At 70.3% G+C, this 18,478-nt stretch carries 11 protein-coding genes and 1 pseudogene; 7 read left to right on the forward strand and 5 right to left on the reverse strand.

Annotated elements, in window-relative coordinates; all coding sequences use genetic code 11:
* Positions 1 to 3 precede the first annotated feature (3 nt).
* Both ACYQ5L_RS37700 and ACYQ5L_RS37705 read left to right on the forward strand, forming a co-directional pair.
* Positions 4 to 174 (forward strand): DUF2613 domain-containing protein, encoded by a 171-nt coding sequence (locus ACYQ5L_RS37700; RefSeq protein WP_084528554.1) that lies wholly within the window; start codon positions 4 to 6, stop codon positions 172 to 174.
* Complete coding sequence (locus ACYQ5L_RS37705; protein WP_459962999.1) at positions 155 to 4,729, forward strand: alpha-(1->3)-arabinofuranosyltransferase; 4,575 nt, start codon at positions 155 to 157, stop codon at positions 4,727 to 4,729. The genes ACYQ5L_RS37700 and ACYQ5L_RS37705 overlap by 20 nt, the downstream gene beginning before the upstream one ends.
* A 19-nt stretch (positions 4,730 to 4,748) precedes the next feature.
* Here the strand turns inward: ACYQ5L_RS37705 and ACYQ5L_RS37710 are convergent, their stop codons facing one another.
* The gene (locus ACYQ5L_RS37710) at positions 4,749 to 5,990 is read right to left on the reverse strand and encodes an acyltransferase family protein (RefSeq protein WP_459963000.1); all 1,242 of its coding nucleotides are present in this window, start codon (positions 5,988 to 5,990) and stop codon (positions 4,749 to 4,751) included.
* Between the two features lie 190 nt (positions 5,991 to 6,180).
* On the opposite strand from ACYQ5L_RS37710, the gene pgfA reads away from it, so the two are divergent.
* The 3 genes and pseudogenes from pgfA to ACYQ5L_RS37725 all read left to right on the forward strand — a co-directional run.
* Positions 6,181 to 7,356, forward strand: coding sequence for a cell envelope lipid trafficking protein PgfA (gene pgfA / locus ACYQ5L_RS37715; RefSeq protein ID WP_459963002.1), 1,176 nt, complete (start codon positions 6,181 to 6,183; stop codon positions 7,354 to 7,356).
* Between the two features lie 217 nt (positions 7,357 to 7,573).
* Positions 7,574 to 8,797 carry a polysaccharide biosynthesis protein gene (locus ACYQ5L_RS37720; RefSeq protein ID WP_459963662.1) on the forward strand — a complete coding sequence of 408 codons (1,224 nt, stop codon included), beginning with the start codon at positions 7,574 to 7,576 and terminating at the stop codon, positions 8,795 to 8,797.
* A 42-nt stretch (positions 8,798 to 8,839) separates the two neighbouring features.
* Positions 8,840 to 11,260 (forward strand): annotated as a pseudogene (locus ACYQ5L_RS37725) (hypothetical protein); the annotation flags it as partial.
* A 168-nt stretch (positions 11,261 to 11,428) separates the two neighbouring features.
* Here ACYQ5L_RS37725 and ACYQ5L_RS37730 read toward each other — a convergent pair.
* Entirely contained in the window at positions 11,429 to 12,610 is a 1,182-nt protein-coding gene (locus ACYQ5L_RS37730; RefSeq protein WP_459963003.1) for a glycosyltransferase family 4 protein, read from the reverse strand.
* 187 nt (positions 12,611 to 12,797) lie between these two features.
* Between ACYQ5L_RS37730 and ACYQ5L_RS37735 the strand changes: the two genes are divergently transcribed.
* Positions 12,798 to 13,685 carry a class I SAM-dependent methyltransferase gene (locus tag ACYQ5L_RS37735; RefSeq protein WP_459963004.1) on the forward strand — a complete coding sequence of 296 codons (888 nt, stop codon included), beginning with the start codon at positions 12,798 to 12,800 and terminating at the stop codon, positions 13,683 to 13,685.
* Here ACYQ5L_RS37735 and ACYQ5L_RS37740 read toward each other — a convergent pair.
* Together ACYQ5L_RS37740 and ACYQ5L_RS37745 are read right to left on the reverse strand one after the other, a co-directional pair.
* A complete protein-coding gene (locus ACYQ5L_RS37740; RefSeq protein WP_459963006.1) occupies positions 13,647 to 13,949 on the reverse strand; it encodes a hypothetical protein in 303 nt (100 codons plus the stop codon). The genes ACYQ5L_RS37735 and ACYQ5L_RS37740 overlap by 39 nt on opposite strands.
* A 204-nt stretch (positions 13,950 to 14,153) precedes the next feature.
* The gene (locus ACYQ5L_RS37745) at positions 14,154 to 14,357 is read right to left on the reverse strand and encodes a hypothetical protein (RefSeq protein ID WP_459963007.1); all 204 of its coding nucleotides are present in this window, start codon (positions 14,355 to 14,357) and stop codon (positions 14,154 to 14,156) included.
* A 264-nt stretch (positions 14,358 to 14,621) separates the two neighbouring features.
* On the opposite strand from ACYQ5L_RS37745, the gene ACYQ5L_RS37750 reads away from it, so the two are divergent.
* Entirely contained in the window at positions 14,622 to 16,055 is a 1,434-nt protein-coding gene (locus ACYQ5L_RS37750; RefSeq protein WP_459963008.1) for an aldehyde dehydrogenase, read from the forward strand.
* A gap of 440 nt (positions 16,056 to 16,495) precedes the next feature.
* On the opposite strand, the gene ACYQ5L_RS37755 is transcribed toward ACYQ5L_RS37750, so the two are convergent.
* Entirely contained in the window at positions 16,496 to 18,322 is a 1,827-nt protein-coding gene (locus ACYQ5L_RS37755; protein WP_459963009.1) for a phosphoenolpyruvate carboxykinase (GTP), read from the reverse strand.
* Positions 18,323 to 18,478 lie beyond the last annotated feature (156 nt).

Consider the following 18,478-nt stretch of genomic DNA (forward strand, 5'->3'; position numbering starts at 1 on the left):
GCGATGAAGTTTGCCGTTCCTGGTGTAGCGAGCGCTGCCGGCGGAGCCCTCCTCGGCCTGGCCGCGGTGCTGGTCATCACGATGGCTGCGTCGCAGGACAAGCGTCCCGATGTCGACCGCAGCGGCGACGCGTCCTCGTCGCTGCTCAACAACGTTGAGTACGGCGCCCGCTGACAACCGGCTGACCTCCGTTCCACACGCGCCGACCGGTCCGGCCGAGGACCGGTCGCCGACTACCGCACCGCTGGGCCGCCGCTGGCTGCTCGGCACCGTCATCGCCGCATTCCTGCTGACCTTTCTGCAGGCGCCCGGCCGCACTGTCGCCGATACCAAATACGATCTGGCGCAGAATCCGCTCGGCTTTCTCGAGCGCGCCTCCCATCTGTGGAGCAGCCAGGCGCCCATGGGTCAGGTGCAGAACCAGGCGTACGGGTACTTCTTCCCGCACGGGGCGTTCTTCTCCCTCGGCAATCTCCTCGGCCTGCCCGCCTGGGTGACCCAGCGCATCTGGTGGGCACTGCTGTTGCTCGCCGGATTCTGGGGCATCATCCGGCTCTGCGAAATCCTCGGGATCGGCAGCAGGGGATCGCGTGTCATCGCCGCGATCGCCTTCGCGCTGTCCCCACGCGTGCTCACCACGCTCGGCTCCATCTCCTCCGAGACGCTGCCCATGATGCTCGCGCCCTGGGTGCTGCTGGCGCCCGCCGCACTCGGGGTGACGTTGCGGAAGCGCCGCGACGCGGAAGGCACCGCCGCACCACCCGACTCCGGCGACGGGCCGTCGGCCGACTTCGGGCAGAAGCGCCTGCGCGACCGAATGGGCGCAGCTACTCCGGCCGGCAGTGCACTCGCCTTGGCTCTCATGGGTGCTGTGAATGCCGTCGCGACGGCCGCGGCGTTCCTGCCCGCTGCCCTGTTCTGGATGTCGTATCGGCCCAATCGGCAGTGGTGGCGATTCACCAGGGCCTGGATCCCTTTGCTGGTGCTCGCCACCTTCTGGTGGGTCGTGCCATTGCTGTTGCTGGGCAAGGTGAGTCCGCCGTTCCTGGACTACATCGAATCCTCGGGGGTGACCACGCAGTGGGCCTCGCTCGGGGAGGTGCTGCGCGGCACCGATAGCTGGACGCCGTTCGTCTCCCCGGAGCGAATCGCCGGGGCGGTGCTGGTGACCCAGCCCGCCGCCGTGCTCGCGACCGGCATGCTGGCGGCGGCCGGTATGGCGGGGCTGGCCATGCGCGGCATGCCCGGCCGCGGGCGGCTCACGCTGGTGCTGTGCGTCGGCTTGGTGGGCATCTGCGCGGGTTACGTGGGCGAGTTGAGCGGGCCGTTCGCGGAGCAGGTGCGGGTGTTCCTCGACTCCGGGGGCGCGCCGCTGCGCAATGTGCACAAGCTGGAACCGCTCATCCGGCTGCCGCTGGTGCTGGGCCTGGCGCATCTGCTGAGCCGGGTGCCCCTGCCCGCGTCGGTGCGAATGCCGGAGTGGCGCACGGCCTTCGCGCATCCGGAGCGGGATCGGATGGTGGCGGTCGGCGCGCTCATTCTCACCGCGCTGGCGCTGTCCACCTCGCTGGCGTGGACGGGGAAGCTCGCGCCGCGCGGCGACTACGACAAGGTGCCGGATTATTGGCATCGAACCGCGGAGTGGCTGGCGGACAACGCCTCCGACACCCGCGCGCTGATCGTGCCGGGAGCGCCGTTCGGCAGTCAGGTGTGGGGACTGACCCGCGACGAGCCGATCCAGGCGCTGGCCAGTACGCCGTGGGCGGTGCGGGACGCGGTGCCGCTCAATCCGCCCGGCGCCATCCGGGCCATGGATTCCGTACAGCGATTGCTCGCCGACGGGCGGCCCTCCGCCGGGCTGGCGGCCACCCTCGCCGATCAGGGCATCGGAATCCTGGTGCTGCGCAATGACCTCGACCCGGAGACCTCGCGGTCCACCCGGCCCATGCTGGCCCATCGCGCCATCGAAGGATCGCCCGGGCTGAGCAAGGTGGCGGAATTCGGGGATCCGGTGGAGAGCGGGCAGGTCGAAGGACTCACCGCCGATGAGGATCTGCGGCCCGCCTATCCGGCCATCGAGATCTACCGGGTCGACGTCCGGGCGCCCGGCACGCCCGCCGAGGTGCGCAGCGGAACCGGTGCGCCCGGTTCGTTCCCCGGGGCGTACACGGTGCCGCTCGACGGCGTGCCCGTGGTGCAGGGCGGACCCGAGGTGGTGGAGCGGCTGCGCCGCGATCCGGCCACGCCCGGCGGACCCGCCCTGCTCGCCGCCGATGCCGCGGCGGCCGGGCTGCCCATCGAGAACCTCACGGTCACCGACACACCCATGGATCGGGAAACCGACTTCGGGCGGGTGGACAACCACAATTCGGCCCTGCGCGCACCCGGGGAGGCGCGCCGCACCCACAATCTGGTCCCCGACTACGCGGTGCCCGGCGCGCCGCTGGTGGAGGGCGAATGGTCCGGGGCCACCCTCACCGCCTCCAGCGCGGCCGGTGACGCCACCCAATTGGGCGGTGCCGCGCCCGCCAGCTCCACCGCCGCCGTGGTGGACGGCGATCCGGCGACGGCGTGGATCAGCAATGGCACCGAATACGCGGTGGGGCAATGGCTCCGGCTCGATCTCGACAAGCCGGTCAGCGCAGCCGCGCTGCGGCTGACCACCAGCGGGGCCACCATCGGCAGCCCGGTGAAATGGCTGGAGGTCGAGACCGCCAAGGGCACGGTGGCCGCCCGCGTCACCGAACCGGGTGCGCCGGTGTCGATCTCGCTGCCGCCCGGCGCCACCGACTGGATCAGGATCACCGCCAAGCGCACCGAGAACGGCAGCCGCGGCGGGCAATTCGGCATCAGCGAACTCAGCCTGTTCGACTACGCCGACCGCGACAACCCGGTGCGAGTGGACATCCGGCATCGCACGGTGCTGCCGCCCGTGCCCGCCGGAGCGCAGGTGCGGGGCTGGGCGATCGGACAGGAATTCCCCGGCCGCAGCGCCTGTTTCGACTCCCCCGACCGGGTGCGGTGCAGTAAGGCGCTCGCCCTCGCCGCCGAGGAACCCGGACTGTTCGAGCGAACCCTGCAAGTGCCCCAGCCGGTCACCGTGACACCGGAGCTCCTCGTTCGCACCCGGCCCGGGCCCGCGCTGGAGAATCTGCTCGCCGATCCGGATCGGCCGATCGCCCGCGGCCAGGCCGATGTCGCCGATCCGCGCGGCGCCGCGCTCGCCGCCACCGACGGCGATCCGCGCACCACCTGGACCGCGCCGGAAACCACGGTCCGCAGTCCGGCGGGCGCCAAACCCACGCTGACCATCGATCTGCCCGAACCGGCCCTGGTGACCGGCCTCGAACTGACGCCTTCCCTGGGCGATCTGCCCGCCCACCCCACCTCGGTCTCGGTCAATCTGGGCGACGGACCGCAGGTGCGCGAGATGGATCCCGCCGCGGGCGTCCCGACCCGCGTCGACCTGCATCCGCGCGTCACCGACCGCATCGAGCTCAGCCTCCAGACCTGGGACGGCGTACTCGACCGCACCGCACTGGGTTTCGCCCAGGAACAGCCGCCCGGCATTGCCGAGGTCCAGGTCCTCGGCCCCGACTACCCGGCCCCCGCCCCCGCGGACCGCCCCATCACCATCGGCTGCGCCGACGGACCCACCATCGCGGCGGCCGGGAAGATCCTGCACACGACGATCACCGGGACCGCCGCCGAACTGCGTTCCGGCGCACCGCTGCCCGCGCGGGTCTGCGCGGTGGAGGACGCCGCCGCACCGGGCGTGGACGGCGACACCGGCGCGGGCGATTCTCCGGCGACAGCCACCGACTCCGGCGATTCTTCTCGAACTGTCGTGGATACCGGGGCATTCGAGCTGCCGACCGGGCGCGTCGACGTCACTGTCGCGCCGAACGAGTTGTTCACCGTCGATGAGCTGCGTCTCGACCGGGTCGAACCGGGCACCTCCCCGGTGAGCAACGATCAGAACGCGCCGGACGCCGACCAGGCCGTGCCGGGTACCGAGCCGACCGTGCCGGGTACCGAGCCGACCGTGCCCGATGAATCAGCCGCCCCCGCAAGTGATCCGGCGACCTCCGGTGTGGAACCCGTACAGTCGCCGGCCGGTGCGGCAGCGCCCGCGGGTATCCGCGCCGCGCCCGGTACTCGGCTGCTGGTCCTCCCCCTCAGCACGAATGTCGGCTGGCGGGCGCAGACCGCCGACGGCACGCGGCTGGAGCCCGTGGTGATCGACGGCTGGCAGCAGGCGTGGCTACTGCCGCCCGGCACGGACGGACCGATCACCGTCTCGTTCCCGGCGGACCGCTGGTACCGGTTGTCCATCTTCGGCGGGTTGCTGCTGCTCATTCCCCTTGCGGTCCTTGCCTTCCGGGGTGCGCGCACACCGGTTCGGGATGCGGGTCCCGCGCCGCGCACCTGGCGCAGCCGCACCGTCGGCGCCGCCGGGCTGGCCGCCGCCACCGGCGTGATCGCCGGTCCGGTCGGAATCGGCCTCACCGCGGTGGGACTCGTCGCCGCGCGATTCCGGCCGCGCGGCTGGTCGCGCATCCTCGTCGGCATCGCCGGTGCGGGGACGGCGATCTCCATGGCCGCGCTGTCCACCGGACCGTGGCGGTCGCCCGAGGGCTATCTGGGCGGTTCGCTGTGGGTGCAGCTGCCCGCGCTGGCGGCGATCGTCGCGGTCGGTTTGGCCGCGCTGCCCACGCGGCGCGACTGATCGAGATCCTGCGGGGGCTTCAGCCGAAGCGGCGGCGGGTCCACACCCGCACCGGCTCCTCGATCAGCGCGTAGCTGGCGGCGGCCAGCGGCAGCGTGAAGAGCACGGTCAGCAGGTAGACCACCGCGAAATCGCCCCGGAACGGCACGATGCCGAAAACCGGGAACACGATGGACAACACGGCCAGATGCCAGATGAAGATGCCGTAGGACCAGCGGCCCAGGGCGGCGGCGGTGCGGCTCTGCAGCCAGCGGTGCGGAATATCCGGGCGCAGCACCAACGGCGCCAGCAGGCCGAAGCCGATGACAGTGCCCAGCGCCATCTTCCCGACGTACTGCCACGGCTGGCCGTGCGTGAGCCCCGGCGGCCCGGCCAGATCGGTGGTCGCCAGCAGCACGGCGGTCAGCGCGAGCGGCCACATGAGCCATCGATTGCCCGCGATCCGGCGCCACCGCGGCGCATCCTGATCCGCCAGCTCGGCCAGCAGCATCCCCGCGGCGAACCAGGGCAGATAGCCCGGCAGCCAGTTGTCGGCATTGGTGCCCTCGGGGGTGGGCACGGGCAGCAGATTCCAGCCCAGGCACAGCACGGCCAGCGTCAGCACCGCGGGCACCCGCCAGCGCGCCCGCTGCCCGCGCAACCACGCCAAGCCGAAGGCCAGCAGTGGAAGCACCAGGTAGAACGCGACTTCCACGGACAGGCTCCACATCTGGGTGAGGCCGTCGGTCAGCGTGTAGGGGACGAACACCTGCAGCAGACCGAGATTCGCCAGCCACACCCGCAATCCGGCGGTATGCGCGGCATTCGGCAGCAGGATCAGCACCGCGAACACCACGGCCCAATAGGCGGGCAGGATGCGCGCCGCGCGATGCAGCAAATACCGCCCCGCCTTCGGCGCGGCGCCGAGGCCGCGCGCCGCCTTGGCGTGCGGGCGCCACAGCAGGAATCCGGAGAGCGCGAAGAACACCGCGACGGCCATATCGAATCGCTCCCACACCCGACCGAGCACCGGGTGCGCGGTGGCGCCTGTCTGGAATGCGACATGGGTCAGGACCACGCCGAGGGCCGCCAGGGCGCGCATGCCCTCCAGCGCCGGGACGAAACTGCCCAGCCGGGGGCGTGCGGAGGTGGTCGTCGCGGCATCCGATGCCGCCGTCACCTGCGCTTCGGGATTCGCGACGCCCTCCCGCTCACCCGGTGGTGAGTCGTCCGCCCGAACCGGGCGGGCCGGATCGGAGGAGGGGTGCAGCGTCGAAGTCATAGGGGTCCAGTTTGCATTGTCCCGCCCGTATCTGAGCACCCTGTGTTTGACTTAGGCGCGTTTCGCCAGGTTTTCCTGCCTCGGGGAGACGCATACCACGCCCGGACTGTTAGTGTCGGGGCTCACGAGTGCTGCGCGGCGACCGCAACGCTCACAAGAACGACCTGTTCGGATGACGAGGAGAACCTGCATGGCACTGAGTGCCGGTACCAGAAGGACGGTGGCCTGCCTGCTCGTAGGGCTGGGTGCGATGCTGCTCGTCGCCGCGATCATGATCCCCACCTATACGGTGAGCCGGCTCGCGAAGACCCCGCTGGACCTGGAGATCACGACCGTCGCGACCAATGTCCCGGGGACTCCCAGCGAGGTGCTGGACTCCAAGTCCCTGACTTCGGCAGAGGGCTCGGCGAAGGTGGACACCAACGTCCCCCTGGTCTCGCAGCGCTTCGTCACCGTCGAAGACCCGGCGAACGCGGAGGAGCTGACCATCCAGGCCGGTCAGACCCTGCGCCGCACCGACAAGCAGGGCGACACCGGCCTGCTCACCGCCACCATCGACCGCGTCACCGTGGACCGCAAGAGCGGTGAGCCGGTCAGCGAGGTCGACGGCGGACCCAATGGCGCCATCGCGGTGACCGTGGACAAGCAGGGCCAGTCCGTCATGGACCCGGTCCAGCACATCGGCCTGCAGTACCGTTTCCCGATCGGCACCGAGAAGAAGACCTACCCCTACTTCGATCTCAACGCGCGCAAGACCTTCGACATCAACTTCGTCGAAGAGACCGAGATCAACAGCATGAAGGTCTACCACTTCCAGCAGACCATCCCGGTCACCGACCTGTCGACGGTCGCCAACGCCCCCACCAACAAGATCAGCGGCCTCACCGCCGCCAAGTGGGGCGTGGAAGGCGGGGACACCCCCATCACCATGACCCGCTTCTACACCAACACCCGCGACCTGTGGGTGGAGCCGGAGACCGGCACCGTGGTCAAGGGCGGTGAGCAGCTGCACCTCTACTACGCGCGCAGCGGTGACAAGCCCGAGGTGACCGCGCTCAAGGGCACCATCGTCTTCGACGAGAACACCGTCGAGTCGCAGATCGCCGTGGCCAAGGAGAACATCGACAAGCTGTCGCTCTACGGCCGCACCATGCCGATCATCCTCGGCATCATCGGCGCCATCGCCCTGATCGCCGGCGCCGTCATCGGCTTCCTCGGCGGCTCGGGCAGCGGCCCGGCCCCCGTGCGCCGCGTCGCCCCCGCGGGCGGCCCGGCACCGGCCCGGGGCGGCAATTTCGCCGATGCTCCGACCGAGCAGATCGACATCAGCAAGACCCAGCAGATCAATACGGACAAGAAACCCTGATCCGCTGACCTGATCGAGCGGCCCCGCACCCGACGGTGCGGGGCCGCTCCACATTCACCCCCGATTCCACTACGAAGGCTCCGCGCAGCACCGGCCCGCCGACCGCGGCACACGGCCCTCCCGTAGTACCCCCGACACCAGGTGGGAGCATGGCACCGTGTCCGTTGTACGCCGTCTGCCCGTAGTAGCGGACCTGACCCTGGTGACAGCAGGCGCGATGACGGCCAATATCGCGGGCTATCTGCTGCAACTGCTCGCCAGTCGCTGGCTCGGCGTCACCGGCTACAGCCCCTTCGCCAGCCTGCTGGCCGTCCAGCTCCTCTGCGCCGTCCCCGCCCTGGCCCTGCAGAATGTCGTGGCCCGCGAAATCGTCCGCGGCGCACCCCTTGCCGCCGCCCGCGGGCTGGCCCTGCGCTGCGCCGGATTGGTCGCGATCCTCGCACTGGTGCTCGTCCCCGTCGTGAGCGCGATCCTGAACGTCGGCCTGGCCGCCTCGGCCGCCGCCCTGTGCGCCGCGCCCGTACTGGTCCTGCTCTCCGGCGAACAAGGTGTCCTGCAGGGCCGCAGCCGCTTCCGCGAGCTGGCCACGGTGCTCGGCGGCGCGGGCATCGCGCGGGTCACCCCCGCACTGATAGTGCTCGCCGCAGGAGGCGGCACCGCTCCTGCCCTATGGGCGGCCGCCGCCGGTATCGCGATCGCCGCTGCCGCTGCCCGGCGCGCGGCGGACCTCACCGGTGCGCCCTCGGATTCGCAAGGCGCCGATGAGAAGTCCGCGTCGAGTCCGTCCGGCAGAGCGCGCGAGTATGCCGGGGACGTCGGCGTGCTGCCGGTGTTCCGCGCGGCGCAGGTGCAGGCGGCGCTGATGGCGTTGTCGTCGGCGGATCTGCTGGTGTCGCGCATTGTGCTCGGTGAGGACGAGGCGGGGCGGTATGCCCTCGGCGCCATCGCGGCCAAGATCGCCTTCTGGCTGCCGCAGGCGGTCGGGGTGGTGCTGTATCCGAAGATGGCGCAGCCGCAGCACTCCGCGCGCGCCATGCGGTCGGCGCTGGCCGTGCTGGTCGGTGTCGGCGCCCTCGGAGTCCTCGGCGCGGCTGTCGCGGCGCCGCTCGCACCGCTGCTCGCCGGGCAGGACTACGCGCCGGTGCAGGGCTACCTGTGGCTGTTCGCCCTGCAGGGCGCACTGCTCGCGGTCCTGCAGGGCGCGCTGCTCTCCGCAATCGCCGCGGACCGCACCGCCCCGGCCGCCATCACCTGGATCGGGCTGGCGATAGGCGTCGCCGTCATGCTGACCTGCGCCCACTCGGTGCCGACCCTGATCACCATCGCCACGGCGACAGCGGCCCTCACCACCCTGGTCATCTCGGTCATAGCCCTGCGCGCCGCCCGCACCGGCGATGAAAGCGCCTCGACCGTCCCCGATTCCGGATCGAACGGCACGTAGGGTGCCCGTGTGAGCGAGGAGCCGAAGCCGCCGCGAACCCGCCTGCTGCCCACCCCGGCCACCTGGGTCCCCGCGGCCTACAGCCTGCTGCTGGCCGCCCTCGTCCTCGGCCCCCTCCTGGGCTCCGGCTACCTGCTCCTCCGCGACGCCGTCAGCACCCCCCGCTCCTACCTCACCGACTCCGCCCTCGGCCTGGGCGACGCCGCCCCCCGAGCTGTCCCCCAAGACGCCCTGATCGCCACCCTCTCCACCGTGATCGACGGCGGCCTCCTCGTGAAAGCGATCCTCCTGTCGGCCATCTGGCTGGCAGGCTGGGGCGCGGCAGTCCTGTCCCGCGAACTCCTCCGAGCCCCCCTCGCCCCCCAACTGGTCGCCGCCACCCTCGCCATCTGGAACCCCTACGTCGCCGAACGCCTCCTCCAAGGCCACTGGAGCCTCCTCACCGGCTACGCCGCCCTCCCCTGGATCGCCGTGCTCGCCACCCGGCTTCGGATAACCACCACTTCAAAGCTCGGCGCAGGCCGCGTCCGCACGAGCACCGGCCTGGGCAAATCAGCGCGGTCCGCGCAGGACGACCCGGCACCACGCACCTCCACGGGCACGTCGGGCGACACACAAGACACCACTGGTTCGGCGTCGCACACCGCCTCGCACGGCTATAGCGCCGAGCGCGAGAGTGCTACCCATAGGCTCACATTCACTCCAACAAGCACCATGCGACTCGGCCTGACCTGGGCTGCGCTCGGCGGATGCCTGGCCGCGGCGGGGCTGACGCCAACCGGCTCACTGCTGGCGGCCTGTACCGCCCTACTACTGGTGGGGCGACGGAATCTGCTTGGCACGCTGGCACTCTGGATCGCCGCGTCCGCCCCCTGGCTGATGGCCACCGCCCTCTCGGGTGCAGGCGCCGAACCCTCCGATCCCGCCGGTGTCGCCGCCTTCGCCGCACGCGCCGAACCCTGGCTCGGGACACTCGGCAGCCTGGCCGGATTGGGCGGCATCTGGAACAGCACCGCGGTACCCGAATCGCGCACAACGTTTTTCGCGGCGATCGGCACACTCCTCCTGCTCGGCTTGGTCGCCACCGGCATACGCACCGTCATCGGCCGCACCCTGGCGCCCGCTGCTCTATCTCCCGGGTGCCCGAGCCCCGGCGGCGAACACGGCACTCGCGCAGGCGCATTCGATGCCGAAGGAACCGAGCCATCCGCCGCGCAGGCAGGCGAGGCGCGCACCGAGACCGCTAGCGCGGATCGGGCCGGGCACAGCACTCACGAGCGCCCGAGCGCGGATCGGGCCAAGCACAGCGCTCATCCGCCGAGCGCGAATCCAGCCGGACGCAACACCCATCCGCCGAGTGCCGAAGCTGAGCAGCGGCGCGCTCACCAACCTGGCGCGAGCGCTGCTGGGCAGAACCTCGATACGTCAGGTGCCGACCCGGGGCGGCTGGGCGCTCATGCACCGGGTGCGGGGGCTGCCAGGGCGGATGCCCAGGGAATTATCCGGTCGGCGCGGCGCAGGCTGGTGGGGCTCGCGGTGGTGGCGATCGTGTTGCCGGGGCTGGGGGCAACCGGGTGGGGGCTTTCGGTTGGGGAGTTCTTGGTGACGACGGTGCCGGGGGCGGGGCTGTTGCGGGATACGCAGAAGTTCGTGGCGTTGGCCATGCCCGCGTACGCGCTGTGTGCGGCGGCGGGGTGTCTGGCGGTCGCACAGTGGATTTCGGCGGCTCGCGCGCGGTCGTTCGCGGATTCTACGGAGGGCGGGGAGCGAGCCGAGGGCGTGAGCGAAGGGGCGGACTCGGTCGGGCAGGCGGCTGCGCTCGACCGGAGCGCTGTGCCCGGCAACGCGGGCGAGGACGGCAAGGCGGGTCGCCGTCGATCAGGCGGGGTGGCAGCGCTTTTCATCGTCTTGCTGCTCATCGCGCTGCCGGATTCGGCGTGGGGGGTGGGCGGAGCATTGCGGCCGGTGCACTACCCCGCCGGGTGGGAGCGAGTGGCGGCTCTGGTCGATGCACCCGGGACCGGGGATGTGGCGGTGTTGCCGGGTGGGATGTTCCGGAAGTTCTCGTATTCCGGGGCGGCGCCGGTGCTGGATCCGGCGCCTCGGATGTTGCCGCGGGATGTGTTGCAGACCGGGGAGTTACCGGTGAAGGGGGCGACGGTTTCCGGGGAGGGGGGCCGGGCTCGGGAGGTGGAGCGGGTGTTGTTGCGGGGTGGGTCGGCGGCGGAGCTGGCGCGGCTCGGGGTGGGGTGGGTGCTGGTGGAGGGTGGGACGCCGGGGCCGATGGGGGAGTCGAAAGACACGCTGGCGCAGTTGACTTCGGTGTACGCGGATCGGGATTTGCAGTTGTATCGGGCGCGGGGGGATTACTTTGCGGCGGAGGGGTTTCCGGGGGCACGGGTGATTTCCGGTGCGGCGCACCTGCTCTGGGCCGGGCTGCTGGTCACCGGAATCCTGGCGGCGGCGGCCGGGCGGATGCTGGTGCGGCGGGCGGGGGCCGGGTCAGTCTTCGGGGAAGCCGAGCCAGAATCCGATGGCGATCAGGATGGCGCTCACCACGGCGATCACCGGAATGATCCACATGATTAGAGACTACGTAGCGTAGTAGAGATTTGTCAGCGGTTCCGGCTGCTACGAGAGTTGTTCCGCGGGAGCGCTATTGACAAGACCCGCGACGCGGCCGCCGCGCGCGACCGCGGACAGCACCTGGTGCACGCCGTTTCCGGTTTGCTCCCAGGAGAATTCGCGGGCGCGGGCGCGCGCCTTCTCCCCCAGCACGGAGCGCGCCTCGTGGTCGTCGAGCAGATCGCCCACGGCGGCGGTGAGCTGGGCGACGTCATCGACGAGCATGCCGGTCACGCCGTCGACGACGGAATCGGTGAGTCCGCGGGAGCTGCGGTAGCCGACGGTGGGCACCCCGTGCTGCGCCGCCTCGATGACGGCCAGGCCCCAGCCCTCCTTGCGGGAGGGCAGCACGTGCACCCAGGCGCGGGACAGCAGCTCGTGTTTGCGGTCCTCGTCCACGTGCCCGTGGAAGGTGACGGCGTCGGCAATGCCGAGCTCGCGGGCGTGGGCGCGCAGGTTGTCGGCCCACCAGCCGTCGCCGATGACATCCAGGTGCAGGTCGGGAATGCGCGCGCGCAGGCCGGCGACGGCCGCCATGGCGTCCTCGATCTGCTTGTGCGGGACGAGGCGGGACAGCACCACGACGCTGGGGTGCGCGGTGCGGGTGGAGTCGTCCCCGGCGGGCAGGTGCGCGGGCACGGGCTCGGCGCCATTGCGCACCACCGCGATGCGGGCGGCTTCCACGCCCAGCGCGGTCAATTCCTCGGCCGAGGGCAGCGACACGGTCAGGTACTGATTGCCGCGATGCACGCGCGGCGACAGTGTGGATTCGATCCACCAGCCGATCCGCCCGATCAGTTTGCCGGCGACCGGCCACTGCTCGCGATGCCCGTGATGCACCAGCACCACGGTCGGCGCCTGGGTCGCGGTCCGGGCGAAGAAGGGAATCCCGTTCTGGGTGTCGATGACCGCGTCCGGGCGGATTCCGGCCAGCGGCCCGATCCCGAATCGCCCCAGCGCGATGGCCGCGAGCGCGCGCGGGTACACCGTGTACCGCCCGCCCGCCCGGCTGATGTCGATGCCGTCGATCCGCTCCCGCTTGGCGGCCCCCGGATACCGCGCGGTCCGCAGCGTGACCTTCACACCTCGCGCGGCCAGCTGCGCCCCCACCTGCTCCAGATACCGCTCGCTCCCGCCGCCCTGCGGATGCCCGGTGTCGCGCCAGCAGAGCAGCAGCACTTCACGCACGGGTTGATCTCCAGGGTCACGGACAGGAATTGCGGACAATGGGCTACACCCTATCGCCCGATGTCAATATCCGAGCCCTCAGTGGTCAAACGACCTGTTGATTCCGGCCGGACCCAGCGCGGGGTCCCGGGCCGCGATACCCGGGCAGCGGATGTCGCCGGCCGGTCGCTGTGCGAGACTGGCCGCCATGCTCCGCGCCGAAGACACCGGATCACGCCGCGCCGGACGACGTCCGCGTTTCGCCCGCCGGGCGACGCTGCGCCGGTCGCTACGGCTGCTCGGCAGCTTCCGCTTCGAGCAGACCGATCCGGCGCTGTTCTACGGCGGCGTGGCGACCGATACCGCCCATTTGGTCGGCGACTTCTACCGCGATCTGACCGGGCATTCGCTGCGTGGCGCCATCGTGCTGGATGTGGGCGGCGGTCCCGGCTATTTCGCCGACGAGTTCGGCAAGTCGGGCGCGCGGTATCTGCCGGTGGAACCGGACCCGTCGGAAATGCATGCGGCCGGGCTGCGGGTGGCCGGAGCCGTGCGCGGATCGGGCATGGCGCTGCCGTTCCGGGACGATGCCGTGGACGTCTGCATCTCGTCGAATGTGGCCGAGCACGTGCCGCACCCGTGGGTCATGGCCGAGGAGATGCTGCGGGTCACCAAACCGGGCGGCCTGATGGTGTTCTCGTACACCGTGTGGCTGGGCCCGTTCGGCGGGCACGAGACCGGGCCGTGGCATTACCTGGGCGGGGAGTACGCCGCGCGGCGGTATCGGCGCAAGCATGGCCGGGAGCCGAAGAATCGATTCGGGAAATCCTTGTTCGCGGTGCGCGCCTCGGATGGCCTGCGCTGGGCGCGGGAGACGCCGGACGAGGTGGAGATCCTGACGGTCTTTCCGCGGTATCACCCGCGCTGGGCCTGGTGGATGGTGCGTGTACCCGGATTGCGGGAATTGCTGGTCAGCAATCTCGTCGTGGTCGCCACCAAGAAGGCGGCGGCGAATCCGGCCGCGGCCGCGGTGAAACCCGTGGCGGGCGAACGGGATTCAGCGGTCCGCGCGACCGCGGCGCCAGAATCGGCGTAAACCGCCGTCGCATTCGGGTTCGCCCCAGGGTGCCTCCTGGGTTGCGAGCCCGACGGTCTCCATGGCGGTGAGCCCGACCCGGCCGGCCAGAACATTCACGGCAGCAACCGCTTCGGCCGCTTGCAGCGCGGCGGTGGCCTGTTCGGTGGTGAGGGTCCGCCCCGGCAGGAATGACACCACCCAGCCGCCGGCGCCCACGCTTTTCGCCTGATGAGGGGTCAGATCACTGGTCATCAGCGACTGACCGACCACTTGCACCGCCATGACTCGGACTCCCCTGTGCGGTAACGGTTCATGTGTCGAGCGAGCTATCCACGGTAGCTATAAAGCATGCTCGCTACGGGTGCCGAATGCAATAGTGCGTTCAGCGAAAAGCGAACCGACAGGTTGGGTTTGGCCCGATATGTGATGCTCGAAGTTAACCGCTGATTTGCGAGATCGCCTGCGCGCCCGCACTTCCGGCGGCACTCACAGATCCGGCACGACCAACCGCAGCACCGGCTGACCGTTCCGCGGCAACCGCGGCGTGGCCTCGACGACCTCCACGCTCCACCCCGGCGGCAAGACCTTCTGCAACTGGCTCGCAGCCCGATGCATGGGCGTGCTGGCGGGCGCGGCAGCCGGGCCGGTTAACTCCGGGAGAACGAAATCGTCGATGTTCACATTGGTCATGCCACTCGCCCACCTTTCGCGCAACGAACCAGCGGATCTCAACAGCTAATTTGAAGCAACCGACCAGATTGGCGGCAAAACCAGAATTACGCCGAGCATAAGCCACCGCGGGGCAAACCGAATTGCGATCCGCGATTCGAGCACGCGTGTCTGCTTGCCGCGGTTACAAACCGAGAAGTCGAATTTCATCGCGGTCCCACTGAGCGGGACGGAATCGAGGCTGATGCGGGGACGGTTCAGAGCCCAAAACTGTAACGTGTTCTCATGGATTACCAGAGTCTGTTCATCGGCGGCCGCTGGACCGCACCCGCCGGCGCCGAGACCCTCGAGGTGGTCTCGCCGGCCACCCTGGAAACCGTCGGCAGCGTCCCCGTGGTCACCCGCGCGGACGTCGACGCCGCCGTCACCGCGGCTCGGCAGGCCTTCGACCACGGACCCTGGCCGTCCACCCCGCCCGAGGAACGCGCCGCCCTGCTGGCTCGCGTCTCCCAGCTCCTGGACCAGAAGGCCGGCGATCTCACCGCCGCCCTCTCCGCCGAAATGGGCGCCCCCGCCCTGGCCGCCACCACCCTCAACTACGTCCCCGGCAAGGCCACCCTCGACTTCTTCGCCGGCCTCGGCAAGGAATTCCCGTGGACCGAGACCCGCACCGGCATGTTCGGCACCACCCGCGTCTCCCGCGAACCGGTCGGCGTGGTCGCCGCCGTCATCGCCTGGAACGTGCCGATCTTCCTGGCCATCAACAAGCTGGCCCCCGCCCTGCTCGCCGGCTGCACCATCGTCCTCAAGCCCGCGCCGCTGACGCCCCTGGCCGCCAACCTGCTGGCCGACATTTTCACCGAAGCCGGACTCCCCGAAGGCGTGCTGTCCGTACTGCCCGCCGACGCCGAGGTCTCCGAATACCTGGTCTCCCACCCCGCCGTCGACAAGGTCACCTTCACCGGCAGCACCGCCGTGGGCCGCAAGATCGCCGCGCTGGCCGGTAGCCAGCTCAAGCGCTGCTCCCTCGAACTGGGCGGCAAGTCGGCCGCGATCCTGTTGCCCGACATGGATATCGCCGATATGCCGAAGCTCGCCTTCGCCGGCCTGATGAACAGCGGCCAGGCCTGCGTGGCCCAAACCCGCATCCTCGCCCCCCGCACCCGCTACGACGAAATCCTCGAAGCCCTCACCGAATCCACCAAAGCCTTCCCCCTCGGCCTCCCCACCGATCCCGCCGCCCAACTCGGCCCGCTGATCTCGGCCGCCCAGCGCGACCGCGTCGAGGGCTACATCGCCGCAGGCAAATCCGAAGGCGCCCGCCTCATCCAGGGCGGCGCCCGCCCCGCCGACCTCCCCGGCTACTACCTCGAACCCACCGTCTTCGCAGACGTCGCAAACACCATGACCATCGCCCGCGAAGAAATTTTCGGCCCCGTCCTCTCCGTCCTCCCCTACGACACCGAAGAAGAAGCGATCTCGATCGCCAACGACAGCGACTACGGCCTAGCCGGCTCGGTCTGGACCACCGACATCGACCACGGCGCCACCATCGCGGCGAAGATCCGCACCGGCACCTACGCCATCAACTGGTACGCCTTCGACCCCTGCGCCCCCTTCGGCGGCTACAAAACCTCCGGCATAGGCCGCGAAAACGGCCCCGAGGGCCTGGACGCCTACTGCGAACAGAAGTCCCTGCTCATGCCCATGGGCTCCTAGCGCACTCAAAAACGGCCCGCCGCACCAAGAATGGTGCGGCGGCCGTTCATTTGTCAGTGGCGCGGCAGGCCGCTCGGCGATAGGGCGCGACAGGCCGCTAGTCGGTGGGGTGCGTACGGCCGCCCCGTCCGGGGACCGCGGGCCGCGCGTCTCGCGGCGCGGCAGCCCGCCCATCCGGGGGCGCGGCAGCTCGCCCATCCGGGGGCGCGGCAGGCCGCCCATCCGGGGGCGCGGCAGCTCGCCCGTCCAGGGGCGCGGCAGGCCGCCCATCCGGGGGCGCGGCAGCTCGCCCGTCCAGGGGCGCGGCAGGCCGCCCATCCGGGGGCGCGGCAGCTCGCCCGTCCAGGGGCGCGGCAGGCCGCCCGTCCGGGGGTGCGGGGGCTTGCCCCCGCATTTCCCCTTTTCCGGGGGTGTGGGGGCGGAGCCCCCACGACCGTCCGTCAGGCCAAACGCTGCTTCAGCGCCTCGAACTCGTCGCGCAGCCCCGAGGGCAGCTTGTCGCCGATGAACTCGAACCACTCCTCGATGGAGGGGATCTCCCGCTTCCATTCCTCGATGTTGACCGCGAGCGCCTCGTCGACGTCGGCGACGTTCACGTCCAGGCCCTCGAGGTCGAGGTCGGCGGCGTGCGGGACGTGGCCGATCGGAGTGGCCTCGGCGTTCGCGGTGCCCTCGATGCGGTTGACGATCCACTCCAGCACGCGGGAGTTCTCGCCGAATCCGGGCCACAGGAAGCGGCCGTCCGCGCCGCGGCGGAACCAGTTGACGTAGAAGATCTTCGGCAGCGCCTGGGCGTCGGCGTTCTTGCCGAGGGTGATCCAGTGGTTCAGGTAGTCACCGACGTGGTAGCCCATGAACGGCAGCATGGCCATCGGATCGCGGCGCACGGTGCCGACCTTGCCCTCGGCGGCGGCGGTCTGCTCGGAGCCGACGGTGGCGCCCATGAACACGCCGTGCTGCCAGTCGAAGGACTCGGTCACCAGCGGGATGGTGGTCTTGCGGCGGCCGCCGAAGAGGATGGCCGAGATCGGCACGCCCTGCGGGTCGTCCCATTCCGGAGCCAGGGTCGGGCACTGCGACATCGGCGTGCAGTAGCGCGAGTTCGGGTGCGCGGCCAGGGTTTCCGACTCGCGCTCGTACCAGTCGTTGCCCTTCCAGTCGATGAGGTGGTCGGGGGTGCCTTCCAGGCCCTCCCACCACACATCGTTGTCGTCGGTGAGCGCGACATTGGTGTAGACGGTGTTGCCGGCCTCCATGGTGGCCATGGCGTTCGGGTTCGAGCTGTGGTTGGTGCCCGGGGCGACGCCGAAGAAGCCGTATTCCGGGTTGACCGCGTAGAGGCGGCCGTCCTCGCCGAAGCGCATCCACGCGATGTCGTCGCCGAGGGTTTCGGCGCGCCAGCCCGGAATGGTCGGCTGGATCATGGCGAGGTTGGTCTTACCGCAGGCCGACGGGAAGGCGGCGGCGATGTAGTACGCCTTGTTCTCCGGCGAGATGAGCTTGAGGATGAGCATGTGCTCGGCCAGCCAGCCCTCGTCGTGCGCCATGGCCGAGGCGATGCGCAGCGAGTAGCACTTCTTGCCCAGCAGCGCGTTGCCGCCGTAACCCGAACCGTAGGACCAGATCTCGCGGTCCTCGGGGAAGTGGGTGATGTACTTGGTGTCGTTGCACGGCCACGGCACGTCGGCCTGGCCCTCGGCCAGCGGGGCGCCCACGGAGTGCAGGGCCTTCACGAACGGCTTGTCGGTGCCCAGCTTCTCGAGCGCGGCCTTGCCCATGCGGGTCATGACGCGCATGGAGACGACCACGTACTCGGAGTCGGTGATCTCCACGCCGAGCTTGGGGTCGGCGGCGCCGAGCGGGCCCATGCAGAAGGGCACCACGTACAGGGTGCGGCCCTTCATGCAGCCGCGGTACAGCTCGGTCATGGTGGCGCGCATCTCGGCCGGATCGACCCAGTTGTTGGTGGGGCCGGCGTCGGCCTCGTCGCGCGAACAGATGTAGGTGCGAGATTCGACGCGGGCGACGTCGGAGGGATCGGAGAGCGCCAGGTAGGAGTTCGGCTTCTTGGCCTCGTTCAGCTTCTTGAAGGTGCCGGCGGCGACCAGCTGCTCGGATAGTCGGACCGCTTCTTCCTCGGACCCATCCGCCCAGACCACGCGGTCGGGCTGGGTGAGTTCTGCGACCTCCTGTACCCAGGCAAGCAGTTCCTTGTGCTCGGTGGGCGCGGTGCCATCGTGAAGACCAGGAATGGTCGCTGAGGTCATGAAACAACTCTCCTGAGATGGGTGGCTCACGGCGCTCGCGACACCGCGTGCCACCAAATGCGGCAAGGCACCCACCTGACTTGCCAGATGCACGTCCTGGCTGGACGGCGTGTACAAGGACCAAGCGGACGCCCAGGTTCCTGCCATAGAGGTTAA

The sequence above is a fragment of the Nocardia sp. IFM 10818 genome (assembly GCF_054655275.1).

Coding starts and splice junctions, on each gene's coding strand:
- ACYQ5L_RS37700 (WP_084528554.1), top strand. CDS start 4: ATGAAGTTTGCCGTTCCTGGTGTAGCGAGCGCTGCCGGCGGAGCCCTC.
- ACYQ5L_RS37710 (WP_459963000.1), bottom strand. CDS start 5,990: ATGACTTCGACGCTGCACCCCTCCTCCGATCCGGCCCGCCCGGTTCGG.
- pgfA (WP_459963002.1), top strand. CDS start 6,181: ATGGCACTGAGTGCCGGTACCAGAAGGACGGTGGCCTGCCTGCTCGTA.
- ACYQ5L_RS37720 (WP_459963662.1), top strand. CDS start 7,574: ATGACGGCCAATATCGCGGGCTATCTGCTGCAACTGCTCGCCAGTCGC.
- ACYQ5L_RS37735 (WP_459963004.1), top strand. CDS start 12,798: ATGCTCCGCGCCGAAGACACCGGATCACGCCGCGCCGGACGACGTCCG.
- ACYQ5L_RS37740 (WP_459963006.1), bottom strand. CDS start 13,949: ATGGCGGTGCAAGTGGTCGGTCAGTCGCTGATGACCAGTGATCTGACC.
- ACYQ5L_RS37745 (WP_459963007.1), bottom strand. CDS start 14,357: ATGACCAATGTGAACATCGACGATTTCGTTCTCCCGGAGTTAACCGGC.
- ACYQ5L_RS37750 (WP_459963008.1), top strand. CDS start 14,622: ATGGATTACCAGAGTCTGTTCATCGGCGGCCGCTGGACCGCACCCGCC.
- ACYQ5L_RS37755 (WP_459963009.1), bottom strand. CDS start 18,322: ATGACCTCAGCGACCATTCCTGGTCTTCACGATGGCACCGCGCCCACC.